This is a genomic window from Pantoea sp. B550, assembly GCF_024158165.1.
Taxonomy (GTDB): Bacteria; Pseudomonadota; Gammaproteobacteria; order Enterobacterales; family Enterobacteriaceae; genus Pantoea; species Pantoea alfalfae.
Genome location: NZ_JAMYXI010000003.1, coordinates 1,290,043 through 1,313,319 on the forward strand (window position 1 = coordinate 1,290,043; position 23,277 = coordinate 1,313,319).

The 23,277-nt window shown below is 56.3% G+C and carries 18 protein-coding genes; 2 read left to right on the top strand and 16 right to left on the bottom strand.

Annotated features, from left to right (window positions below; all coding sequences use genetic code 11):
• Positions 1-11 precede the first annotated feature (11 nt).
• From mrdA to NIM72_RS09145, 13 genes are all read right to left on the bottom strand, one after another.
• Entirely contained in the window at positions 12-1,889 is a 1,878-nt protein-coding gene (gene mrdA / locus NIM72_RS09085; RefSeq protein ID WP_253420038.1) for a penicillin-binding protein 2, read from the bottom strand.
• 220 nt (positions 1,890-2,109) lie between these two features.
• A complete protein-coding gene (gene deoD / locus NIM72_RS09090; protein ID WP_090965956.1) occupies positions 2,110-2,823 on the bottom strand; it encodes a purine-nucleoside phosphorylase in 714 nt (237 codons plus the stop codon).
• 26 nt (positions 2,824-2,849) lie between these two features.
• The gene (gene deoB, locus NIM72_RS09095) at positions 2,850-4,073 is read right to left on the bottom strand and encodes a phosphopentomutase (RefSeq protein WP_161732693.1); all 1,224 of its coding nucleotides are present in this window, start codon (positions 4,071-4,073) and stop codon (positions 2,850-2,852) included.
• Between the two features lie 95 nt (positions 4,074-4,168).
• Entirely contained in the window at positions 4,169-5,497 is a 1,329-nt protein-coding gene (deoA, locus tag NIM72_RS09100) for a thymidine phosphorylase (RefSeq protein ID WP_161732695.1), read from the bottom strand.
• A gap of 62 nt (positions 5,498-5,559) precedes the next feature.
• Positions 5,560-6,339, bottom strand: coding sequence for a deoxyribose-phosphate aldolase (deoC, locus tag NIM72_RS09105; RefSeq protein WP_161732697.1), 780 nt, complete (start codon positions 6,337-6,339; stop codon positions 5,560-5,562).
• A 234-nt stretch (positions 6,340-6,573) separates the two neighbouring features.
• A complete protein-coding gene (locus NIM72_RS09110; protein ID WP_161732699.1) occupies positions 6,574-7,371 on the bottom strand; it encodes a TatD family hydrolase in 798 nt (265 codons plus the stop codon).
• Entirely contained in the window at positions 7,368-8,420 is a 1,053-nt protein-coding gene (locus NIM72_RS09115; RefSeq protein WP_253420041.1) for a DUF6363 domain-containing protein, read from the bottom strand. Before NIM72_RS09115 ends, NIM72_RS09110 begins: the two co-directional genes overlap by 4 nt.
• 221 nt (positions 8,421-8,641) lie before the next feature.
• On the bottom strand, positions 8,642-8,803 hold the full coding sequence (locus tag NIM72_RS09120) for a DUF1328 domain-containing protein (RefSeq protein ID WP_003848537.1): 162 nt from the start codon (positions 8,801-8,803) through the stop codon (positions 8,642-8,644).
• 95 nt (positions 8,804-8,898) lie between these two features.
• On the bottom strand, positions 8,899-9,513 hold the full coding sequence (gene osmY, locus NIM72_RS09125) for a molecular chaperone OsmY (RefSeq protein WP_161732703.1): 615 nt from the start codon (positions 9,511-9,513) through the stop codon (positions 8,899-8,901).
• Positions 9,514-9,770: 257 nt separating this feature from the next.
• A complete protein-coding gene (prfC, locus tag NIM72_RS09130) occupies positions 9,771-11,357 on the bottom strand; it encodes a peptide chain release factor 3 (RefSeq protein WP_222925452.1) in 1,587 nt (528 codons plus the stop codon).
• Positions 11,358-11,649: 292 nt separating this feature from the next.
• Positions 11,650-12,753, bottom strand: coding sequence for an amidohydrolase (locus NIM72_RS09135; protein ID WP_253420044.1), 1,104 nt, complete (start codon positions 12,751-12,753; stop codon positions 11,650-11,652).
• Between the two features lie 4 nt (positions 12,754-12,757).
• Complete coding sequence (locus NIM72_RS09140; RefSeq protein WP_161732707.1) at positions 12,758-13,231, bottom strand: YjiG family protein; 474 nt, start codon at positions 13,229-13,231, stop codon at positions 12,758-12,760.
• Entirely contained in the window at positions 13,221-13,889 is a 669-nt protein-coding gene (locus tag NIM72_RS09145) for a nucleoside recognition domain-containing protein (RefSeq protein ID WP_161732709.1), read from the bottom strand. Before NIM72_RS09145 ends, NIM72_RS09140 begins: the two co-directional genes overlap by 11 nt.
• Positions 13,890-14,379: 490 nt before the next feature.
• Between NIM72_RS09145 and ftnA the strand changes: the two genes are divergently transcribed.
• Positions 14,380-14,886, top strand: coding sequence for a non-heme ferritin (ftnA, locus tag NIM72_RS09150; protein ID WP_033733871.1), 507 nt, complete (start codon positions 14,380-14,382; stop codon positions 14,884-14,886).
• Between the two features lie 361 nt (positions 14,887-15,247).
• Here the strand turns inward: ftnA and NIM72_RS09155 are convergent, their stop codons facing one another.
• Both NIM72_RS09155 and NIM72_RS09160 read right to left on the bottom strand, forming a co-directional pair.
• Positions 15,248-17,611, bottom strand: a complete 2,364-nt coding sequence (locus NIM72_RS09155; RefSeq protein WP_253420047.1) for a glycoside hydrolase family 31 protein — start codon at positions 17,609-17,611, stop codon at positions 15,248-15,250.
• 10 nt (positions 17,612-17,621) lie between these two features.
• Positions 17,622-18,932 (bottom strand): MFS transporter, encoded by a 1,311-nt coding sequence (locus NIM72_RS09160; protein WP_253420050.1) that lies wholly within the window; start codon positions 18,930-18,932, stop codon positions 17,622-17,624.
• Between the two features lie 223 nt (positions 18,933-19,155).
• Here NIM72_RS09160 and NIM72_RS09165 point away from each other — a divergent pair, with 223 nt between their 5' ends.
• Positions 19,156-20,220 (top strand): LacI family DNA-binding transcriptional regulator, encoded by a 1,065-nt coding sequence (locus NIM72_RS09165; RefSeq protein ID WP_161732715.1) that lies wholly within the window; start codon positions 19,156-19,158, stop codon positions 20,218-20,220.
• A gap of 11 nt (positions 20,221-20,231) precedes the next feature.
• Here the strand turns inward: NIM72_RS09165 and NIM72_RS09170 are convergent, their stop codons facing one another.
• Positions 20,232-23,081 carry a bifunctional diguanylate cyclase/phosphodiesterase gene (locus NIM72_RS09170; RefSeq protein WP_161732717.1) on the bottom strand — a complete coding sequence of 950 codons (2,850 nt, stop codon included), beginning with the start codon at positions 23,079-23,081 and terminating at the stop codon, positions 20,232-20,234.
• Positions 23,082-23,277 lie beyond the last annotated feature (196 nt).

Consider the following 23,277-nt stretch of genomic DNA (forward strand, 5'->3'; position numbering starts at 1 on the left):
GCGCTCGCCCCCTATTTATCAGGTGTGCCCTGCACCGGCGCGTCTGGTACTGGCGGGATAAAGATATGGTCCAGAATATCCCGCATCACGGGCGCAGCCGTTATCCCTTCACCGCCACCATTCTCCAGAATCAACGCCACAGCCACTTTCGGGTCATTAAACGGGGCAAAGGCGGTATAGAAGATATGGTCGCGCAGCCGCACCGGGATCATCTTCGCGTTATAAGTCTGGTTCTGACGCAGGCTGAACACCTGCGACGTCCCGCTTTTCGCGGCGATGCCATAAGGCGCCGTATGGAAATATTTATAACCGGTGCCGTTTGGTGCGTTAGCCATGCCAAACATCGCGTGACGCACCAGCGACCAGTAGGGTGAGTGAGGATCGCCAATCTGTGCCTCGTGCTGCTGTGGATGGTAGTTCTCCACCAGCGTGCCGCGCTGGGTTTTCTCCAGCAGATGCGGTGCGATGACCCGACCGTTATTGATCAGCGCGACCATCGCTTTCACCATCTGAATCGGTGTCGCAATCCAGTAGCCCTGACCAATGCCAACTGAAACCGTATCGCCCTGATACCAGGCCTTTTTGTGCACCTTCAGTTTCCATTCACGGCCTGGCAGCAAACCGTTGTACTCCTCATTGAGGTCGATGCCGGTCGATTTACCATAGCCAAACTGGCTGAGCATGGTGTGAATCCGGTCAATGCCCATCATGAAAGCCACCTGATAAAAGAAGGTGTCGGCCGACTCTTCTATCGCGCGAGTGACATCCAGCATACCGTGCCCGGTTTTCTTCCAGTCGCGATAGCGCCGGTCCGTCCCCGGCAGCGTCCAGGTCGGCGCACCAAAGAACTGCGACTGTGGCGTAATCACATGAGTCAGCAGCGCCGACATCGCCATATAAGGCTTCACCGTCGAGGCGGGCGGATAGAGTCCCTGCGTGACGCGGTTGATCAGCGGCAGGTCTTTATCCTGCAGCAGCTTTTTGTAAGCCTGATAGCTGATGCCTTTCACAAACGGATTCGGGTCGTAGCTGGGACTGGAGACCATCGCCAGCACGGAGCCGTCGTGCGGATCCTCAATCAGCAGCGCCGCACGCTGCCCTGCCAGCAGGCTCTCCACATACTGTTGCAGATGCAGATCCAGCGTCAGCGTCAGGTTTTTACCCGCGACCGGCGGCACCTCTTTCAGCACTCGCACAATGCGGCCATGGTTATCCACTTCTACTTCCCGATAGCCCGGCTTGCCATGCAGCTGCGCTTCGTAATAGCCCTCAATCCCCTGCTTGCCGATGTTGTGGTCAGCCGCATAGTTTTCGGCGATACCTTCCGCATTCAGTCGTTTGTAGTCGTTATCGTTGATTTTCGAGACATAACCGATCACATGGGCCAGATCGGCTCCATAGGGATATTCACGATCCTGGTAGGTCTCAATGCTGGCACCGGTAAAGCGGAACTGATTGACCGCAAAGCGGGCGACCTGCTCTTCGGTCAGCTCCTCTTTCAGCACGACCGGCTTGTAACGGCTGGTCTGCTTCAGCGCACGGCGGAAAGTGTCAATCTCATCGGGTGTCAGATTTACGATCGGCGTCAGCGCCCGCAGCGTGGCGTCCATATCGTCGATTTTATAAGGCGTTAGCGTGATGGCATACCAGCTGACGTTGCGCACCAGTGGAATACCGTTGCGGTCATAAATCAGCCCGCGCGTCGGGGCAATGGGGATCATCTTGATGTCGTTCTGGTTGGAGCGCGTCTGGTAGTAGGCATGGTCGCGCACCTGTAAGCGGAAAAGGTTTACGCCAAGAAGGGTGAAACAGAGACAGACCAGGGCAAAGGCGATTGCGGCGCGACGGGCAAACAGCTTCTCTTCAGCGTCGAAGTTACGAAAGTTCATCAGGGGACATTATCAGGCGATTAATTATTATCTGTTGTTGCGCACCATGATAAAGCGCGATCGCAGGCGTGCCAGCGCGAAGATGCACAAGCCTCAGCAAAAGTGTGTCATTTGATGTGAATGTTACCGGGAAAGCGAGGCGGGAACTCAGATCCTCCGGTCAGGGAGGATCTGAACAGGCGATTGGCCAGCGGGCGGGAATCGTCACCCGCCGCGTGCATTAATCACCCAGCAGGACAGACTCCAGCGCAATTTTGATCATGTCGTTGAAGGTTGTCTGACGCTCAGCAGCCGTCGTCTGCTCGTGCGTACGGATATGGTCTGATACGGTACAGATGGTCAGCGCTTTTGCACCGAACTCAGCGGCCACACCGTAGATACCTGCAGCTTCCATCTCAACGCCGAGGATGCCATATTTTTCCATTACGTCGAACATCTGCGGATCCGGCGTGTAGAAGAGATCGGCAGAGAAGATGTTACCCACGCGCGCTTCAACACCCAGGTTTTTCGCCGCATCAACCGCGTTACGCACCATGTCGAAGTCAGCAATCGCCGCGAAGTCGTGATCTTTGAAACGCATACGGTTCACTTTGGAATCGGTGCAGGCACCCATACCAATCACGATATCACGCAGTTTTACGTCGGCACGTACGGCACCACAGGAGCCCACACGGATGATTTTTTTCACGCCGAAGTCCGTAATCAGCTCTTTGGTGTAGATGGAGCAGGAAGGGATACCCATTCCGTGACCCATCACAGAGACTTTACGGCCTTTGTAAGTACCGGTGTAGCCCAGCATGCCGCGCACGTTATTCACTTCAACCGCGTTTTCCAGAAAGGTTTCTGCGATGTGTTTTGCGCGCAGCGGATCGCCAGGCATCAGTACAACGTCTGCAAAATCGCCCATTTCAGCATTAATATGTGGAGTTGCCATTGTTTAATCCTTATTAAATTGCTGATTTACAGCATGTTCTTGCCATAGTCCATCTCGGACAGGCCAAAATAGTGTGCAATTGTCTGACCAATATCGGCAAACGTTTCGCGGTATCCGAGTGAACCCGGCTCCACTTTTGGTCCGTAGATCAGAATCGGAATGTGCTCACGCGTGTGCTCCGTGCCTTCCCAGGTCGGATCACAGCCGTGGTCAGCGGTCAGGATCAGGATGTCATCTTCTCCGACCAACTCCATCAGCTCAGGCAGACGACGGTCAAACAGCTCCAGCCCACCCGCATAACCGGCGACATCACGGCGATGTCCCCAGGTGGAGTCGAAATCAACGAAGTTGGTAAAAACAATCGCCTGATCCGGCGCAGTTTTCATCTCCTGAATCGTCGCGTCAAACAGCGCATCCAGACCGGTCGCTTTGACCTTTTTGGTAATGCCCTGCTCAGCATAGATATCGGCGATTTTACCCACGGAGATCACGTGACCGCCCTTCTCATCCACCAGCTTTTTCAGCATGGTGGCGGATGGCGGCTCGACTGCCAGATCGTGACGATTGCCGGTGCGCTCGAACTGACCCGCTTTGTCACCCACAAACGGACGGGCAATAACCCGGCCAATGTTGTAGCCACCTTCAGTCAGCTCTTCACGGGCGATTTCGCACAGCGCATAGAGTCGATCCAGACCAAAGGTCTCTTCGTGACAGGCGATCTGGAACACGGAGTCCGCAGAGGTATAGAAAATCGGCTTGCCGGTTTTCATATGCTCTTCGCCCAGTTGGTCAAGGATCACCGTACCTGAAGAGTGGCAGTTACCGAGATAACCCGGCAGGTCGGCGCGCGCTACCAGCTTGTCCAGCAGTTCCTGCGGGAAGCTGTTCTCTTTGTCGCTGAAGTAGCCCCAGTCAAACAGCACCGGCACACCGGCGATCTCCCAGTGGCCTGACGGCGTATCTTTACCTGACGAAAGCTCACTGGCGTAAGCGTACGCGCCGGTGATTTTTGCCTCAGGATCCAGACCCGCCGGGAAGCGGCCGGTCGACAGCTCGGCGGCTTTACCCAGCCCCAGCGCGGTGAGATTAGGCAGATGCAATGGACCTTTACGTCCCTTGTCTGCTTCACCGTTAAAACAGGCTTCGGCGATATGACCCAGGGTATCTGAACCTGCGTCGCCGAATTTATCGGCATCTTTACTGGAGCCAATTCCAAAGGAATCGAGAACCATAATAAAAGCACGTTTCATGCAAGTCTCCTGCGCATTGGCGCGTGACAAGTCAAAAAAAAGCGATCAGATCAGTATACCCGAATGCATCGTGGCTGGCACCGGTTACTGGTCAGTTAGCTGAGATCGCTCACACGGCGATAGACAACCGGCGTCTCAGCCGGGGCGGAATCCCCGAGCACCAGCGCAGCTTTAACCGCTGCGGCGGCCTGCTGCCATTTGTCTTCGCTGCTGGCGTGAATGACCGCCAGCGGACGTTGTGCATCGGCACGTTCGCCCAGGGTGATCATTTCGCTGAAGCCAACGCTGTAATCGATGCTGTCGCTGGCGCGCTGACGTCCGCCGCCCATCGCCACCACCGCCAGACCCAGCGCACGGGTATCCATGCTGCTGACGATGCCTGGCTGGTCGGCATAGACCGGTTTGCTCAGCATTGGCGCGGGCAGATAGGCGTCGTAGCGTTCAACGAAATCGGCAGGTCCCTGCTGGGCAGCGACCATGCGACCAAACACCTCGGCTGCTTTGCCGTTATCCAGCACTGTCATCAGTTTCTGACGCGCGTCGGTGTCGCTGGCGGCGAGTTTGCCGGAGATCAGCATTTCGCTACAGAGCGCCAGCGTCACGTCCAACAGGCGCGGATTCCGCTGTTCGCCGGTCAGGAAGCGGACCGCTTCGCGCACTTCCAGCGCGTTACCGGCTGACGAGGCAAGTACCTGATTCATATCCGTCAGCAGTGCAGTGGTCTGGCAGCCTGCGCCATTGGCGACGCCAACAATCGACTGCGCCAGACTTTCTGATGCTTCATAGGTTGGCATAAATGCGCCGGAACCCACTTTGACATCCATCACCAGTGCATCCAGCCCTTCTGCCAGCTTCTTCGCCAGAATCGAGGCGGTGATTAGCGGAATAGAATCGACGGTGGCGGTGATGTCACGCGTGGCGTAGAAACGCTTATCTGCCGGCGCCAGCGAGCTGGTCTGGCCGATAATCGCCACACCGACCTGCTTGATGATGTCGCGGAAACGGTCATCACTGGGGAAAATATCGAAGCCCGGAATCGCTTCCAGTTTATCCAGCGTACCGCCGGTATGACCCAGGCCACGACCGGAGATCATCGGCACATATCCGCCACAGGCGGCGACCATCGGCCCTAACATCAGCGATGTCACATCACCAACGCCGCCGGTCGAGTGCTTATCCACCACCGGCCCGTTGAGGTTGAGTGATTTCCAGTTAAGTACCGTACCGGAATCACGCATCGCCATCGTCAGCGCAACCCGCTCCGGCAGCGTCATATCATGGAACCAGATGGTCATTGCCAGCGCGGCAATCTGACCTTCCGAGACGGTGTTATCACGCACGCCGTTAATGAAGAAGCGAATCTCCTCTTCAGTCAGCGCCTGGCCGTCACGTTTCTTTCGAATAATTTCTTGTGGCAGGAACAAAGTAGCCCCCTGGTTCAGGGAAATCAGGATGGAGAACAGGCGGTCAGCGACCGCCTGAGGGATCAGTAACCCGCTTTGCTGGTGTCGCTGTCATGACCCAGGGTGTTGAGCAGGCTCGCCAGCAGGCTTGATGCACCAAAGCGGAAATGGCGCGCATCAGCCCAGTCAGCACCCAGCGTCTCTTCTGCCATCTGCAGATAGATCGCGGCATCTTCAGCGGTGCGCACGCCGCCCGCCGGTTTAAAACCAACCTGCTGGCTGACGCCTTTGTCACGGATCACATTCATCATGATCTGCGCCACTTCCGGCGTGGCGTTAACCGGTACTTTACCGGTGGAGGTTTTAATGAAGTCAGCACCTGCATCGATGGCAATCTCAGAAGCCTGACGGATCAGCGCTTCTTCCTTCAGCTCACCGGTTTCGATGATGACTTTCAGCAGCACGTCCGCTTCAGCGCAGGCGGTTTTACAGGCTTTTACCAGATCGAAACCAACCTGGCTGTTACCGGCGATCAGCGCGCGGTACGGGAACACCACATCCACTTCATCCGCACCGTAGGCGATGGCGGCACGGGTTTCTGCCAGTGCAATATCGATGTCGTCATTGCCGTGCGGGAAGTTGGTCACCGTGGCGATGCGGATCTCCGGCGTACCCTGCTCGCGCAGCGTTTTACGCGCAATCGGAATAAAGCGCGGATAGATACAGATGGCGGCGGTATTGCCTGCCGGGGATTTAGCCTGATGACAAAGGGCAATCACTTTTGCGTCGGTGTCGTCGTCATTCAGGGTGGTTAAATCCATCAGTTTCAGGGCGCGCAGGGCAAGAGGTTTAATATCGGTCATGAGGCTCTCCAAAGGATCGGGGTGCAACCCACCGGCTTGCCGGCGGAATGTTATAATAATAACACTCAGAAGCGGCCTGATATGTGCCAGTAGTCACATAGGGATAAGAAATTGGTGCAATTTCGTCACACTCACTGTGACGAAAATCGCAGATAACAGCGTCTGGTAGCCATTATACGCCAGCTGGCCGAATGTTACTATTATCACATTTAAGCGCAGGTTAGGCAGATCCGGTCAGTTACGCAGCGCCGGGAAAGCGGGATCGAGCCGGAACAGCTGCTGGCTGTTGTGCCACAGCGCATGGGCAATCTCTTCGGGTGACTCCTCTCGCAGGCTGCAGAGCACCTCCCACACCTGACGCGCCCGTTCCGGGCGGTTTGGCTGGCCCTGAAAGCCCTGCAGCGGCATATCGGGTGCATCGGTTTCCAGCAGCAGCGACGAGAGCGGCAGTTGCGCCACGGTCTGACGGGTTTTGCTGGCGCGTTCATAGGTAATAGTTCCGCCAACGCCAATCGCATAACCCAGCTTAATAAAGGCCTGCGCCTGTTGCAGGCTGCCAGCGAAACCGTGCACCACGCCACGGCGCGGCAGATCGTGACGACGCAGAATCTGCGCCAGCTTGTCATGGGTGCGCCGCGAATGCAGGATCACCGGCAGCTGATACTGTTTCGCCAGCTTCAGCTGCGCCTCAAGAAAGCGTTGCTGCTTATCAAACTGCGGATTGTCGCGATAGAGATCCAGCCCGATCTCGCCGATCGCCACCAGCTTACGTGGCCGCTGTTGCAGTAAGGTTTCCAGCTGCCCAAGATGCGCCTCAAGGTGATTTTCAATGACGATAGGGTGCAGGCCCAGCGCCGCGAAGAGCGGCGGGTGTTCCACGGCCAGCGCGCAGACGCGCTCAAACCGGCTGGCATCAATTGCCGGGATGATAATCTTCTCTACACCCGCCTCAGCGGCGCGCGCCAGGCTGCCGGGAACATCCCCTTCAAAAGGCGGGAAGTCGAAATGACAGTGCGTATCGATAAACGTCATGCCAGCGATCCTTTGTCGTAATTCGCATCATTGTCCGCCAGCGGCGGCGTAATGATCCGTCGGGTATCCGGTGCATTAGCGACCGGCGCAGGTGGGGTGACAATGCGCGCTGAGATCATAGGTTCAGCATCGCTCAGCCACTGGCCCAGCGTGGCGAGGAAATAGCGACCACAGCGCCGTCCCAGATGATAATCCTGATTCAGCGCGGCAACACGGCTGCCCAGGGCACTGCTGGCCAGCACGTGCGGTGGGAAGATTTCAATGATGCGCAAATCGTCGGGCGGATTCTCGATAAACTGCTGAATTTCGCGATAGCTCTGCTCATGCTTATTCAGCACGTTAATCATCGGCTGCAGCGCGCCGGTGCTGAGCCAGCGCTCCATCCGTTTAAACCATTTCGGGGTATAGAACATCTGCGACGGTACGGTGCGGATCACCACAATCGTATCGGCCCCGCGCCGGGCAGCTTCACGCACCGGAATGGCATCGCTGATGCCGCCATCGAGATAGCTTATCCCTTCCAGATTGACACCCAGCCGGTAAAAACCGGGAATGGCGCTGGAGGCTTTAATCAGATCCAGCCAGTTCTCGGCGGTGGGCGTAAAGTAGCCGGGCGAATAGTCGTCGCTGCGGCAGGCGCACATATAAAACTCGCGGCCGCTGGAGAAGAGCTGTTCCGCGCTGCTCATCGCCAACGGAAATTCACTGCGGGTAATATCGATCAGCCAGTCGAGGTCGATCAGATTGCCTCCGCGCACAAAGCGCAGCGGATCAAAAAAGAGTTTACTGGTGGTATAGCGGGTAATCACGCGACGGGCGTAGCCGGGCTGACCACAGACAAAGGCAGAGAGATTTTGTGCACCGGCAGAAGTGCCGAGCATCAGTTGAAAAGGGTTGAATCGGGCGCGCTGGAATTCATCTAATACGCCTGCGGTGAAAATGCCGCGCTGACCGCCGCCTTCACAGACAAGGGCAATTTTCTGAGCTTTGAAGGGTGTCAGGGCCAGAGGTTCAATGGCGCCGAGCGTGACGGGAATGCGTATACCCACTGTGCGAACCTCAAAAAAGGGTTCCGGGTATGCTGGAGGAGGGATCCGTTAAAGACAGCAGCATTCCGGAGAACCAGTCATCTATTCCTTTAACCGGCAGGCCAGCTGAACTGGCTTGCCATCGCAGCGATGTGAAGGTGTCCTTCTCTTCACGTCAGTCGCTACAGATGACTGGTCTCCGCTCTATGCTTTGCGTTGCATTACGCTGCAGGACTCATCGGCTAAAGCTTTTTACGGCCGGTAAACAGGCTGATGAGGAACAGGATAATACCAACGACGAAGACAACTTTAGCTGCCCATGCTGCTGTGCCCGCTAAACCGCCAAAACCTAATGCTGCAGCGATCAGTGCGATCACCAGAAAAATAATGCCCCAACGAAACATAAGCCTCTCCTTACCCTATTTAAAATCGAACTGCTTATTTAATCCCCGGATGGGTGTTTTTATACAAGCGGCCACCAGAGTGGCCGCTTGCAAGCTTAAGATTTAACCGTCAGGTCATTCTTAACGCTTTTCACGCCTTCAATGGCTTTCGCGATGCTTTCTGCACGATCTGACTGTGCCTGATTAGCAACATGCCCTGAAAGCTGAACAACACCGTCGGTAGTCTCAACTTTAACGTTGCGCGACGGAACAATGTCATCTGCTAACAGCTTAGCTTTAATTTCGCTGGTTGTAGCGGCATCGCCGGCATAACCTTTCACTGAAGAGGTTTTGCTGTCTCTGACGTGTAGTTTGTCGCTGACGGATTTAACACCTTCGATTTTCTGCACCACTGCCACAGCCTTTTCAGCCTGATCCTGTGAGGTGACGAAACCGCTTAAGGTCACGACGCCACTATGCGTTTTTACCGAGATATCCGTACTTTTAATAGCGTCATCATCCACCAGTGCCGCTTTGGCTTTGGCGGTGATGCCGCTGTCATCCATATAACCATCGACTTTTTTCATAGAACTATCGATTTTCGAACCCGCGCTGTCGGCTGTCTGTGACGCTTTCTGCGACATAGATTCGTCAGCCAGTGCGCTGCCGCTGATCAGTGCTGAGCCAATCATTGCGGCCATCAGGGTTTTAGCAATCTTAGTCTTGTTCATCGATATCTTCCTTCTATCAGTTAACTCACCCAAAACTGTGGGCGAAACAGAGGCACATATGCCGCTGCGTTACAGGACGTAAGGACAAGAGAAGTCTCTTCCGCCGTCCGATAGAATAATCATAGACGGCATTTTGCGATTTGCCTGGCTAACTGGTTGATCACACGTCAAAACAGAAGAAAAAAGGGTTTTTTAGGAGGAGTCTGGAGCGAGGAAATCAGGGCCACTCCCTGCTGGAATGGCCCGGAAACAGGCGATTAGTGCTCGCGTGTTTTACGGAAACGGACGTCAGGGTAACGTTCCTGGGTAATATTAAGATTCACCATGGTTGGCGCGATATAAGTCAAATTATCACCGCCATCGAGCGCCAGGTTAACTTCGTTTTTACGCTGGAAGTCCTCAAACTTTTTAGCATCGTCACATTCAACCCAGCGCGCCGTTGAGACGTTAATCGCTTCGTAGATCGCTTCGACGTTATATTCGCTTTTCAGACGTGCCACCACCACATCGAACTGCAGTACCCCGACCGCGCCCACGATCAGATCGTTGTTATGCACCGGACGGAACACCTGCACTGCACCCTCTTCCGACAGCTGAACCAGCCCTTTCAGCAGCTGTTTCTGCTTCAGCGGATCGCGCAGACGAATACGACGGAACAGCTCTGGCGCGAAGTTCGGAATACCGGTGAACTTCATGTTTTCACCCTGCGTAAAGGTGTCGCCAATCTGTATGGTGCCGTGGTTATGCAGACCGATGATATCGCCAGGATAAGCTTCTTCAACGTGTGAACGGTCGCCCGCCATAAAGGTCAGGGCATCGGAAATCACCACATCTTTGCCAGTACGTACCTGACGCAGCTTCATCCCTTTTTCATATTTACCGGAGACCACACGCATAAAGGCCACACGGTCGCGATGTTTCGGGTCCATGTTGGCCTGGATCTTAAACACGAAGCCGGTGAACTTCTCTTCTTTCGCTTCTACCGTGCGGGTGTCGGTATCGCGTGGCATCGGACGTGGCGCCCATGCCACCAGGCCATCCAGCATATGGTCTACGCCAAAGTTACCCAGCGCGGTGCCGAAGAAGACCGGCGACAGTTGGCCGTTCAGGAAGGCTTCCTGCTCAAACTCGTGCGATGCACCCTGCACCAGCTCCAGCTCTTCACGCAACTGTGCCGCCAGATCGTCACCGACTGCGGTGTCGAGGTCCGGATTGTTCAGCCCCTTCACGACGCGGACATCCTGAATGGTGTGGCCTTTACCGGTCTGGTAGAGATAGGTCTCATCTTTGTAGAGGTGATAAACCCCTTTGAACAGCTTGCCGCAGCCGATTGGCCAGGTGATCGGTGCGCAGGCAATTTTCAGCTCGCTTTCCACCTCATCCAGCACTTCCATCGGATCACGGATGTCACGGTCAAGTTTGTTCATAAAAGTCAGGATCGGCGTATCGCGCAGGCGGGTAACTTCCATCAGCTTGCGGGTACGATCCTCAACGCCTTTCGCGGCATCGATCACCATCAGACAGCAGTCAACGGCGGTCAGCGTACGGTAGGTATCTTCCGAGAAATCTTCGTGACCTGGGGTATCCAGCAGGTTTACCAGGCTATCGCGGTAAGGAAACTGCATCACCGAGGTGGTAATAGAGATACCACGCTGTTTCTCCATCTCCATCCAGTCCGACTTGGCGTGCTGGTTAGAGCCACGGCCTTTTACGGTACCGGCGGTCTGGATAGCCTGTCCGAACAGCAACACTTTTTCGGTAATGGTGGTTTTACCGGCATCCGGGTGCGAAATGATCGCGAAGGTGCGGCGGCGTGCCACCTCTTCTAAAAAGGGATTAGACATGGAATTCTTCTCAATAGGCAGCGCAACATACTGGCGCTGCTGATAAATCACGGTGGCCGGCAGAACCTTACCGGCGGGTAAACGGTGCCAAAAACGATCTTTCATCGTTGGCGGGTCAGCGCGAAGTTACATTGGCGTGAAGTCCGGTTACCTGGTCAGCTTTAAGGCGGCATAGCATACAATATTTTGCGCGCGCGGCCTACAGGGAAGGGGCAGGATTTCAGGGGCGGAGAATCGGAGAATAGCGGAGGCGGCAACAGAGTCGGGCGGGTCTGCACCCGCCCCCACTCTGTTATCCCAGTACTTTTCTGACGCAGGCTTTGAAGATCTGCACACCAATCTCCAGCGAGCTGAGATCAAAACGCATATCGGGATGATGCAGCCCTGGCGTCAGGTTGGTGCCCAGCCCCCAGAAGCCCGCCTTCACACCCGGACGCTTCACGGGATAGTAGAAAAAGTCCTCGCTGCCTGGCGTGGTGCGGGTCGGCAGTGCGCCCTCTTCACCCAGCACTTCAACGATGGCCGCGCGGATCACCGCCGTCGCGTCATCATCAATCTCGGCAGCCGGCATCTCTTTCAGCACGCGAACCTCGGCGGTGGCTCCCAGTGCCGCGACGCTGTGAGTAATGGCGCGCGTGACCTGCTCTTTCAGCTGCGTCATCGGCCCGTTCTCCTGCGAACGCAGATCCCACACCACGCGGGCTTCATCCGGTACCGAGTTGGTGACACCCGCATCGCACAGGAAGCGGGTCGCTTTGACGCTCCATGTCAGGCCCGGGGACAGATGGAGGGCATTGACGGCCTGAACCGCCTGCGCGGCCGCATCCAGCGCATTGATGCCAAGATGCGGTCGCGCCGCATGGGCGGGCTGACCTTTGATGGTCGCTTCCAGCGTGCTGCAGGCGGAGTAGAGCACGGCAGGCACTGCCTGGCCGACCACGCACTCCTCCAGCGGACGCAGATGGAAGCCCAGAATCATCTCCACATCATCCAGTGCGCCGCCTTCGATCATTGAGAGCGCACCGGCGCCCAGCTCCTCGGCAGGCTGGAACAGGATCTTCAGCCGGCCACGTTTCACCACGCCCTCCTGCAGCAGAGCCGTCGCCGTCGTCAGCACGACCGAAGAGTGACCGTCGTGACCGCAGGTGTGGCGCGCACACGGCACGCCATCAATGATGTGCCCCAGCGCATCCATATCCGCGCGCAGCGCCAGCACCGGCCCCGGCACCCCGCTGTCGATCTCCGCCACGATGCCGGTGGTGTTACTGATGTTGCGCGTTACCTTCAGGCCCGCTTTCTCCAGCTGATCGGCGATGTAGGCCGAGGTCTTTATCTCCTGAAAGCCCAGCTCCGGAATTTCGTGCAGATAGTGATAATGCTCTAATACCTTAGACACAGCGTTACTCCTGAATAAACAGACGCATAACAGACATCGCGATCAGCGCGTTGATGATGCTCACCAGCATCAGCAGCGGCCAGTATTTTTTGGGCACATCGGCCACACCCAGCAGCCGCCCCATATATTGCAGTTGCGATCCCATCAGGAAAATCGCCGGTGCCAGAATAGTAATATCCGCGCCGGTCAGCAGCCCTTTGGTCAGCAGGCTTACCGCAACGCCAGTGCCCGCCGACGATGAAAGCCAGGCGGTAAGCAGCACGGTAATCGCCTCGCCCGGCAGGCCGAACAGCCCCATCACCGGCGCAAAGGCATGTCCAAGGAACTGCATAATACCGAGCAGGTTCAGCACTTCCGCCAGCACATAGGCCATCACCACATTCGGCATCAGGTTGTGAATGGCGATGTGAAAGCCTTTGCGTGCGCCAGTCACAAACACATCGAACGGATTACTGCAGGTCGCAATTTTATTTTCCATCGGCGAAATCCTTCTTATAAACACTGTTTAACACAGCGCGCGTTATTGCCGCACCGATAAATTTCAGCACGAACATTAATAACAGCGGAATAATAATCGGCAGCGTCATAGAGGCGAACAGCGCTGAACCGATGGCGAAGTAATTATTGATTAATCCCGCACCGGAATATTGCCAGGCACTCATCACCACCAGCTCTTTTTTGCCAATCAGTTTCTGATCAGCCATCTCTTTTGTTAATGCCGCGCCCGCGTCGGTGCTTTGCAGGTCAGTGATTAACGCCAGACCGCAACGGCCCGGCAGGCCCATCAGCGGCTTAAGCAGCGGTGTCAGCAAGCGATGTGCCGCGCGAATCGCACCATAGTGGGTAAAGATTTCGAGCACGCCCAGCGCCAGCATTACCGTGGGCGTCAGCGACAGGGCAAACAGGAAGCCCGCTTTAGCACTGAGTCCGCCTGCGCCGACAAAGGTGTTGCTGGCGGGATCTTTCATGGTGCCGAAGCTGCCGCCCAGCGTAGTGAAGTCAAACGCCCCCAGCCATTTAAGGCCCTCGACGTTATAAAACAACCCTGAAAAAAACAGAATGGCAAAAATTAATGCGATATAACTGCCTCTGGTCGCCGTCATTTTTACCGGATTAACCACACTCTCATCTGACATTACTTTCTCCTGATAACATGGTCTGCCGCCTGTTCCCTGCCGTAGCAAGTTTCAATATATGGAACTCAGTTCTAAGCAGGATTTATGCCAGAGCCGCTAAGAGAGAGATTGTTAACACCTTATTTCCCCACGCAGGACATTTAATCCACGCTATACCTCTTATCACGCTCTGAAATTTATTTTTCAGACCACCCGGTGATATTTTCGGGACGGCATCAGATTGCGAATATTTCGTCTGTTACAGCGACTTATTGCACCAGCAAAATAACCATCGCCCGCACTATCATGGTGCTGATTCGCCTGACGTTGTTGCCTGATAGCCGTGATACAGAATGAGAATTGCTCGCATTCAATTTCCGAAATAATTCTATTTAAATCAATCAGATAAATTAGCTTATTTTGCGGAAAAGGCTTCACTTTACTAACATGTATGATGCATAATTCACCGCTTCCACCTGTTTATTTAACATCTTCTTAAAAGGACTCGGCCATGCTGACTGCTGAAATGACTGGGCGTTTAAACGACCAGCTGAACCTGGAATTCTTCTCTGCCAATCTTTATCTGCAAATGAGCGCCTGGTGCAGCGACAAAGGCTTTGAGGGTGCCGCTTCCTTCCTGAAGATGCATTCACGCGAAGAGATGCAGCATATGCAGCGTCTGTTTGATTACCTGAGCGATACCGGCGCGATGCCGGTGCTGGGCACTATCGCTGCGCCACCGGTTTCTTTCACCTCGCTGAATGAAATCCTGCAGCAGGCGCTGGAGCATGAGCAGCTGATCACCAGCAAAATCAATGAGCTGGCTCACGCTGCTATGACGTCACAGGATTACTCTACCTTTAACTTCCTGCAGTGGTATGTTGCCGAGCAGCACGAAGAAGAGAAGCTGTTCAAAACCGTGCTGGATAAACTGGCGCTGGTCAGCAACAGCGGCAACGGTCTGTTCCTGGTCGATAAAGATCTGGGCCGCATGAGCACCGAAAACCACGCAGAATAATATTTTTCGGGCCTCTCAACCGATTAAGACCACTGACAATTCCCTAATCAGTTATCTGGAAGCAATGATAAAGCCAGGATAGCAGGGAATATGGTCAGAGGAGGAAAGCGTCCCGCGCCAGGGACAAAAACGCCAGGCGTTTTTGAACAACGCAACGCGTTGGTCCGGCTACGGGCGCACCTCAGGGATGAGATGCGAATTCACGCGGGTAGAGCGCCCGGGGACTGGCTTGAGCGTCTTTCCGATCTGACCGTATTTCCTGTGCAGGCACGGTTTGGCAGCGGACCCGCTTTTGCCAGCTTCCTCGTCGGCCCCTCTCCGGGGCCGAACTTATTTCCGTCTAACGGCCATCACGCCACCGCTATTCCAGCCGGTAACTCGCCGCTTTCTCGCCGTTCACCCACAGCTCACGACGTTCACCCGCAGGCAGTAACAGCGCGATCTCCCGCCAGGCAGGCTGATAGTCGCCGCGTTTTTCCACCGTCAGGTCGATTCGGCTCGCGCTGCTGCACAACGTCCAGCCCAGCCACAACGCATTGCCCTGCTGCCAGCCATGGCTCTCACCATCATCGTCAAACATTTCGCCCTGAGTGGTTACACCTTCCGGTGCGGGCCATAACTGCCACTGCCGCACCCTGTCGCGTCGCGCATCGGTGGTGCTTTCGCATTCGCCCAGCGGGATGATCGCACCGGCTCGCACCAGCAAGGGCAGCCGATCCAGCGGCGCATCCAGCATAACCGTTTCGCCGCCCGCAAACGCCCTGCCGCTGTGCCAGTCATACCAGCCGCCCTGGTTGCGTGGCAGATAGACTTCACGGCTGCGCGCGCCCTGCTCCACGACGCTGGCGACCAGCAGATCGCGTCCCAGCATAAAATCATCACACTCCTCATACGTCAGCGGATCCTGCTCATGATCGAGGAAGGTCGGACGCAGCATCGGCTCATCTTCCGCGCTGGCCTGCCACGCGAGGTTATAGAGGTAAGGCATCAGACGATAGCGCAGGCGGATCGCTTCGCGGATCATTGGCGTGACCTCCGGGTACATCCACGGCTCGTTCACGGTGTGATCGTCATTCCACGAATGGATAGTAAAGCGCGGATGCATTACGCCATTCTGAACCCAGCGCACAAATAGTTCGGCATCCGGCTTGTCGCCTGAGAAGCCGCCGACATCGTGTCCGACATTAAACAGCCCGGACAGGCTCATCCCTAGCCCCATGCGGATGTTGTAACGCAGAGTCTGCCAGCTGGTGCGGTTATCGCCGCTCCAGGTCTGCACATAACGCTGCATCCCGGCGCAGCCGGAGCGGGAGATCAGATAAGGACGTTTGTCTGGCGCAAACTGCTGCTGCGCTTCCATCGAGGCGCGCATCATCAGCAGCGGCATCACCGGCCGGATATGCTTGATGGCGATCGGCTGACCAAAACCGTGACAGCGCGCTTCGCCATCCCACACCTCATATTCGTTGTTATCGTTCCAGGTTGAATCAATGCCCTTCTCCAGCAGCTGCTGCGTGACATTTTCCTGCCACCAGCGCACCGCCTGCGGATGGGTGAAATCAAGGTGCGATCCCTCATCATCCCAGAACACCGAACGCTCCGGGCGATCCTGTTCCGAGTCACGAATAAATAGCCCCTTTGACGCCACTTCCTGGTAACGCGGGTGATCCTGCAGCAGACAGGGCTTGATGTTGGCCGCCAGCTTCATTCCGGCACGATGAAAGGCATCACTCAGCGCGTTGGGATTCGGAACTTTGTCGTAGTTCCAGTTGAAGACATAGCGTTTGTTATTGATCGAGGTGTAACCGGAAGAGAGCTGGAACGAGTCGCAGGGAATTTCATGCTCGCGACACAGGCGGATAAAGGATTGCAGCTGCTGCTGTGCGTCCGGCGCGTCGGTGTAGTGCATGGTAGAACCGCTGTAGCCCAGGCTCCACTTTGGCTGAAAAAGCGTGCGACCGGTCAGGCGCACAAAGGCTTTGGTGACATCAAGCAGCGTCGGCCCGAGCATCATGTAGTAATCGAGATCGCCCGCCTCGGCGCGGTAACGGCGATAAGGCAGATGGTAGTTATCCAGCTCATTCCCCAGATCGAGCCAGCTGCTGCTGAGGTTGTCATAAAACAGGCCAAAGCTGACGCCATCGCGCTGCGTCAGGGTAAACGGAATATGTTTATAGAGCGGATCGGTGCTGGCGGCGTTATAGCCCATCGCATCGAGATTACGCATCTCAAACCGCCGGTTAACGCGGTTCAGGTCGCCACTCTTCTCGCCCAGACCATACACCCGATCCTGCGGCTGACGACGCTGATAGTGCTCGACGCCGTCGCCGTGCGCATTGAGCAGATAGGCACCGGTATGACGATCGGCGGTCAGCGGCTGCCAGCTGACACCATCAAACTGCTCCCAGCTCAGGCAGAGCGGCTGATGCACCGTCACCCGCAACTGTGGTGTGCTGATGCGCAGCTGCTGCGCATCGTGATCCACCTGAAATGCGGGCAGCGTAAAGCCATCCAGCGCCTCGCGGTCACGTCCCTGCCAGGGCACATCATGCTCAGGCGCAATGCTCCAGGTGCGGTTCAGCGCCAGATCACCGTCGCGCTTCAGCAGCACACGCATCAGCTTCTCTTCCAGTACATAAAGTCGCAGGAAATGTCGATCGTCGACCTTGAGTTCAACAAAGTGATCGGCCTGCTGATGCAGCGTCCAGTTCTTCAGGGTTTTCATCGCGATATCCTTATGGGTTAGCAGGGCGCTGGCGGCGTTCGGCGATCAGCATCACCAGGAAAACGGCACCAATCAGGTCAAAGATGCCCATCGCCACAAACAGCGGATTAAAGCCGATGGTATCGGCGGTCACACCAATAATCAGCGAGAAGATAAAGCTGGCGATCCAGGCGCAGGAGCCGCGCATGCCGTTGACTGTAGCCATCTGGCGGCGATCAAAACGCTCTACTACCAGCGCGCTCAGCATGCAGGAGATCACCTGATGACCGAAGCCGCCGACGGAGATCAGGGCGATCGCCAGCCAGGGATCTTTCACCAGCGTCATCAGCGCCAGTGAGAGCATCAGCAGTGCGCCGGTCACCGAACTTGCAACAATGGAATTCACGCGGGTCATGCCAAACCAGCGCACATAGATTCGGGTCAGATAGCCGCTGGCAACGCTGCCGAGGTCGGCGGCCAGAAATGGCAGCCAGGCGAACATCACGATCTGTTTAAGATCCATGCCGCGCTCGTTGGCAAGATAGAGCGGCACCCAGAAGCTCAGCACCGCCCAGGCGGGCTCAGCCAGAAAGGCCGGAATGGCGATGCCGTAGAATTTCTTCTCTTTACCAATCACTTTCAGCGCGGTGAAGAACGGCAGCTTTTCACCAATCGCCTCGTTATCCTGGTTAATAAAGGCGCGTTCATCATCGGAAAGACGGGGATGACTCTCCGGCGAGTGATAGCCCCACCACCAGAGTCCCACCCACAGCAGGCCCAGGCCGCCGGTCAGCAGAAATGCGCCCTGCCAGCCAAAGGTAATGTGGGCAACATAGATAATCGGTGGCGCCAGCATCGCACCAATCGAAAAGCCGACGCCCGCCCAGCCCGCCGCAACCGGACGCTCCTTTTTCGGAAACCAGTCACCGATCGCTTTGGCGTTAGCAGGCGTGGCCGCCGCTTCGGAAGCACCCATGACAAAACGCAGCAGCGCCAGATGCAGCCAGCTTCCCGCACCGGCGTGCAGCAGACAGGTTACCGACCAGATCAGCGCGCAGATCAGGAAGCCCATCTTCAGTCCGATTACATCGATCAGCCAGCCGCAAATCGGCTGAAACAGGGTATAGGCGAGCTGAAATGCGGCTACGACCCACGAATACTGTTCGGTGGTCATGTTCAGACTGGTTTTCAGTTCCGGTGCCAGGATGCCGAGGGAGTTACGGGTGATGTAGTTGACGGTCACACCCAGCAGGAACATTCCCAGCATCCACCAGCGTAAATTTTTAATCACGCGCACCGTGCGTGATGCACTGATGGGTTTGGTTGTTGATTCGAGGCTCATTGTGCCACTCCTGATTGCCATTGATGACGCACACCGCCTGCTGGCGTACCGCGTGTCCTTTTATCGAACTTAAAAAAGTGTGAAACGTGGGTACAGCCACTTTTTTGCAACAGTTTTCATGGCAGGCTGGATCCCGACAGAAAATGGCACTGAAACGCTTATCTGACGCGATTCAGCAGGCTATGAAAAATTTTTCATTGGCAGATTTGAAGGCGATCACAGAATGAAACAAAGGCTGAAAATCGGTGAGATTGCGGCGCTGAGCGGTGTCTCGATCAGTACGGTGTCGCGGGTGCTGGCGGGGAAAGCGAATACCCGACCCGCGACGCGGGACAAAGTGCTGGCCGTGGCGCAGCAGCAGGGCGTGCTGGATAACCTGCACAGCGGTCGCCTCCTGCTGAATAACCTGATGGTCTTCGCCCCGCCGCGCGCCTTTGACGTACGCAGTGACATTTTCTACTACAAGGTGATTCAGGGGATAAGCCAGGCGGTGGAGCCACATGAGGTGCGGCTGCGCTACTGTCCGCTGGAAGAGGTGGAAAGTGATGCCGCGCTGTTTATCGATAAGATGCAGCAGACCGAAGCCGCCCTGCTGATCGGCATTGATGATGAGCATATTCATCAGCTGGCGGCGGAGATGAACAAACCCTGCGTGCTGATCAATGCCCTCGATCGCCGGATGCGCCTGCCTTCAGTCTCGCCGCATCATCAGCTGATTGGTGAATTCTCCGCGCGCTATCTGTTTGAGCAGGGACACCGCCAGATCCTGTCGCTGCACTGCCTGCGCCGCTATACCATGGAGCAGCGTCTTCAGGGGGTGCGCGACGCCTGGCACGCCATGAATCTGCGCTTCGACAGCCGCCAGCACCTGCTGACCCTGAACAGCTTCAGCAGCAATGAGGCGGCGGAACGGCTGGGTGACTATCTGCGCCACTGCCCTGACGCACTGCGTCCGACGGCGATTCTCGCCAGCGGGGATTACATCGCCGCTGGGGCGGTCACTGCGCTGGAGCAGGCCGGATTACGGGTGCCACAGGATATTTCAGTGATGAGCATGGATGGGTTTAACCTGGCCGCTATCCACGATATTCCGCTGACCTCGGTGCAGGTGCCACGTGATGAGCTGGGCGCAGCGGCAGTGAGAATGCTGCAGGAGATGCGGCTGAATCCCGGCACACCCACCGGCAGCCTGCTGCTGAACGGCAGGCTGGTGGTGCGCGAGTCGGTGCGCCGTATCCGCGATAATCTCAGCCATGCGCCGGTTCAGCAGCATGGCCTTTATGATTAACCCGGCGCGGATTAACCCAGCGTTTTCAGCCGCAGCTCCGACGGCTGAGGTCGTCCGAACAGGAAGCCCTGAAACAGCGTACAGCCCTCATCGCGCAGCTTCGTGAACTGCTCATCGCTCTCCACGCCTTCAGCGGTAATCTGGATATCCAGACTGCGGCTCATGCCGGTAATCGCGCGGATTATCGCCAGCGCCTCGCGGCTGTCGCCCATATCGTTGATAAACGATTTGTCGATTTTGATTTTGTCGAATGGGAAGGAACGCAGATAGCTCAGCGACGAATAGCCGGTGCCGAAATCATCCAGCGCAATCTGTACGCCCAGCGCCTTGAGATTCTGCAGGGTACGGATATTCCCCAGCGAGTCATCCAGCAGCACCGATTCGGTGATTTCGACTTCCAGTCGCGCCGGATCGAGACCCGACTCTTTCAGCGCACCTTCAACCACCGGCACCAGCGAGCTGTTTTTAAACTGCAGCGGTGAGAGGTTGACCGAGACTGACTGCTCCCCTTCCCAGCTCGCCGCTTCACGACAGGCTTCATAGAGCGCAAAGGCTCCCAGCATATGAATCAGGCCGGTCTCTTCCGCAATCGGGATGAAGTCGTTGGGCATAATCAGCCCGCGGATAGGATGATGCCAGCGCATCAGCGCTTCATAGCCAATAATCGTGCGGTGATCGCCATTGGTAATAGGCTGATAGTAGAGCCGCAAATGCCCGCCGCTGATCGCATCGCGCAGATCGTTTTCAATCAGGCGTCGGCTGCGTGCCACATCATCCATCTCCAGCGTAAAGTGCTCATAGCGGTTACGGCCATTACGTTTGGCTTCATACAGCGCCATATCCGCACAGCGCAACAGCTGCTCCGGCGTATTGGTGATGGTGGTGCTGAGTGCAATACCCACGCTCAGCCCGACCGACAGATTATGACCTTCAACGTTAACCGGCGGACGAATCGCCTCGATCAGACGCTGCGCCACAATGCTCGCCTCCTCACTGTTTGCTACCGAGGGCAGCACGATAGCGAACTCATCGCCACCAATGCGCGCCAGCGTATCCTGATCGCGCAGCGTGTTTCGAAGACGCTTAGCCACGCTGCGCAGCAGCTCATCGCCAATCTGATGGCCCAGCGCATCGTTCACATTTTTGAAGTTATCCAGATCAAGGCACAGCGCGGCGGTCTGGCGCTGCGTCTGGCTCGCAGTGCGCAACGCCTCACTCAGCCGCTGGCGGAACAGCATGCGGTTCGGCAGGCTGGTCAGGTTGTCGTGGTGCGCCATATGGTGAATACGGGCATCGGCGGCGCGCTGGTCGGTGACATCTTCCACCAGCAGCATCAGGTAGTTGCGGCGCGCATCCTGGCCATTAATCGCGGTGGCGCGGGTATGCAGAATGCGTTCGCCGCTGGCAGTCATAAGTAACTGCTCACGCTCATGCATGCCCTCACTGCGCAGTGCAACGTCCGCCAGATTGTTAAAATAGTCACTAAGCTCAGGCGACATGCATTCGTGCGGACGCTTGTTGACGATCAGTGCTTTCGACAGGCCAAACAGCTGCTGGGTGCGGTCATTCACCAGCAGGATCTCGCGGGTAATCGCATCTTCAACAATCACGCAGGAGGGAATGTTGGCAATGATGTTGTCCAGAAATTTAGACAAGGCGGTTTTCTGCGTGCTCTGCGCTTCGGCCAGATCACGGGCGCGCAGGATCTGCTGCTCCTGCTCACGGCCTTCCGTGCGGTCGCGGGTGATCTTGGCGAAACCGATCAGCTTACCGTCATCATCATGGATCGCGTCGATAACCACATGCGCCCAGAACGCGCTGCCATCTTTACGGTAGCGCCAGCCCTCATCTTCAAAACGACCGGTTTTCAGCGCGATACCGAGATTAGCTTCCGGTGTCCTGTTCAGCCGCTCCTGAGCACTGTAAAACAGCGAGAAGTGCTGACCGACCACTTCTTCCGCTTTGTAACCTTTGGCGCGCTGTGCGCCGGCATTCCAGTTCACAACCACGCCGTCGGTATCAAGCATATAGATGGCGTAATCCGTTACGCCCTCAACCAGCAGGCGAAAACGCTGCTCCTGCTCGCGCTGCTCGCTGCGGACACGCTGCTGTTCAGTGCAGTCACGGGTGATTTTGGCATAGCCCAGCAGCTTGCCCTGATCGTCACGGATCGTGTCGATCACCACATGTGCCCAGAACGCGCTGCCATCTTTGCGGTAGCGCCAGCCCTCATCTTCAAAACGGCCGGTGCGATAGGCAGTTTGCAGGTTCTGGCTGGGGATATGATTGAGTCGATCCTGTGCGCTGTAGAAACGGGAAAAATGCTGGCCGACAATCTCTTCCGCCACATAGCCTTTGGCCCGCTGTGCGCCGGCGTTCCAGTTCACTACGTTACCGTCCTGATCGAGCATGTAGATGGCGTAATCGGTGACGCCCTCCACCAGCAGGCGGAAACGCATCTCCTGCTCCCGCTCTTTGCGCTGCTGCTCCTGCTGCCGGGTGCAGTCACGGCAGACCGCAGCAAATCCAATCAGCTGAGCGGTCTCGTCGCGGATGGGATAGATGACCACGTGTGCCCAGAAGCTGCTGCCATCTTTACGGCAGCGCCAGCCTTCGTTTTCGTAACGTCCGGTGGTGGCGGCGATATCGAGTTCGCGCTGCGGCTGACCGCGACGGCGATCCTCTTCGTTGTAAAACAGGGCGGCGTGCTGTCCAATAATTTCGTCTGGCCTGTAACCAAGGACGTGCAGACCCCCGCCGTTCCAGCTGGCGACAGTTCCGTCCGGTTTAAGCATGGTGATCGCATAGTCGATCACGCTTTGTACCAGCATGCGATACATGACATCAGAGTTATTATCCATTGTTATTTGCCTGCTGCTCGGGAGCCCGGTAAAGGCTTAGGAATGTTCTTAATCGCGAGCCGAGACTAAAGCGGAAAAGGTCTGCGAAGACAAGCGTATTAAGAAGAATAACTAATCTTATCAGGGGAGTTATCGGCAGCGGCGAGCAAATGTTCAATGGTGTAATGATTGGGATAAGCGCCTGAGCTCAGGCGTT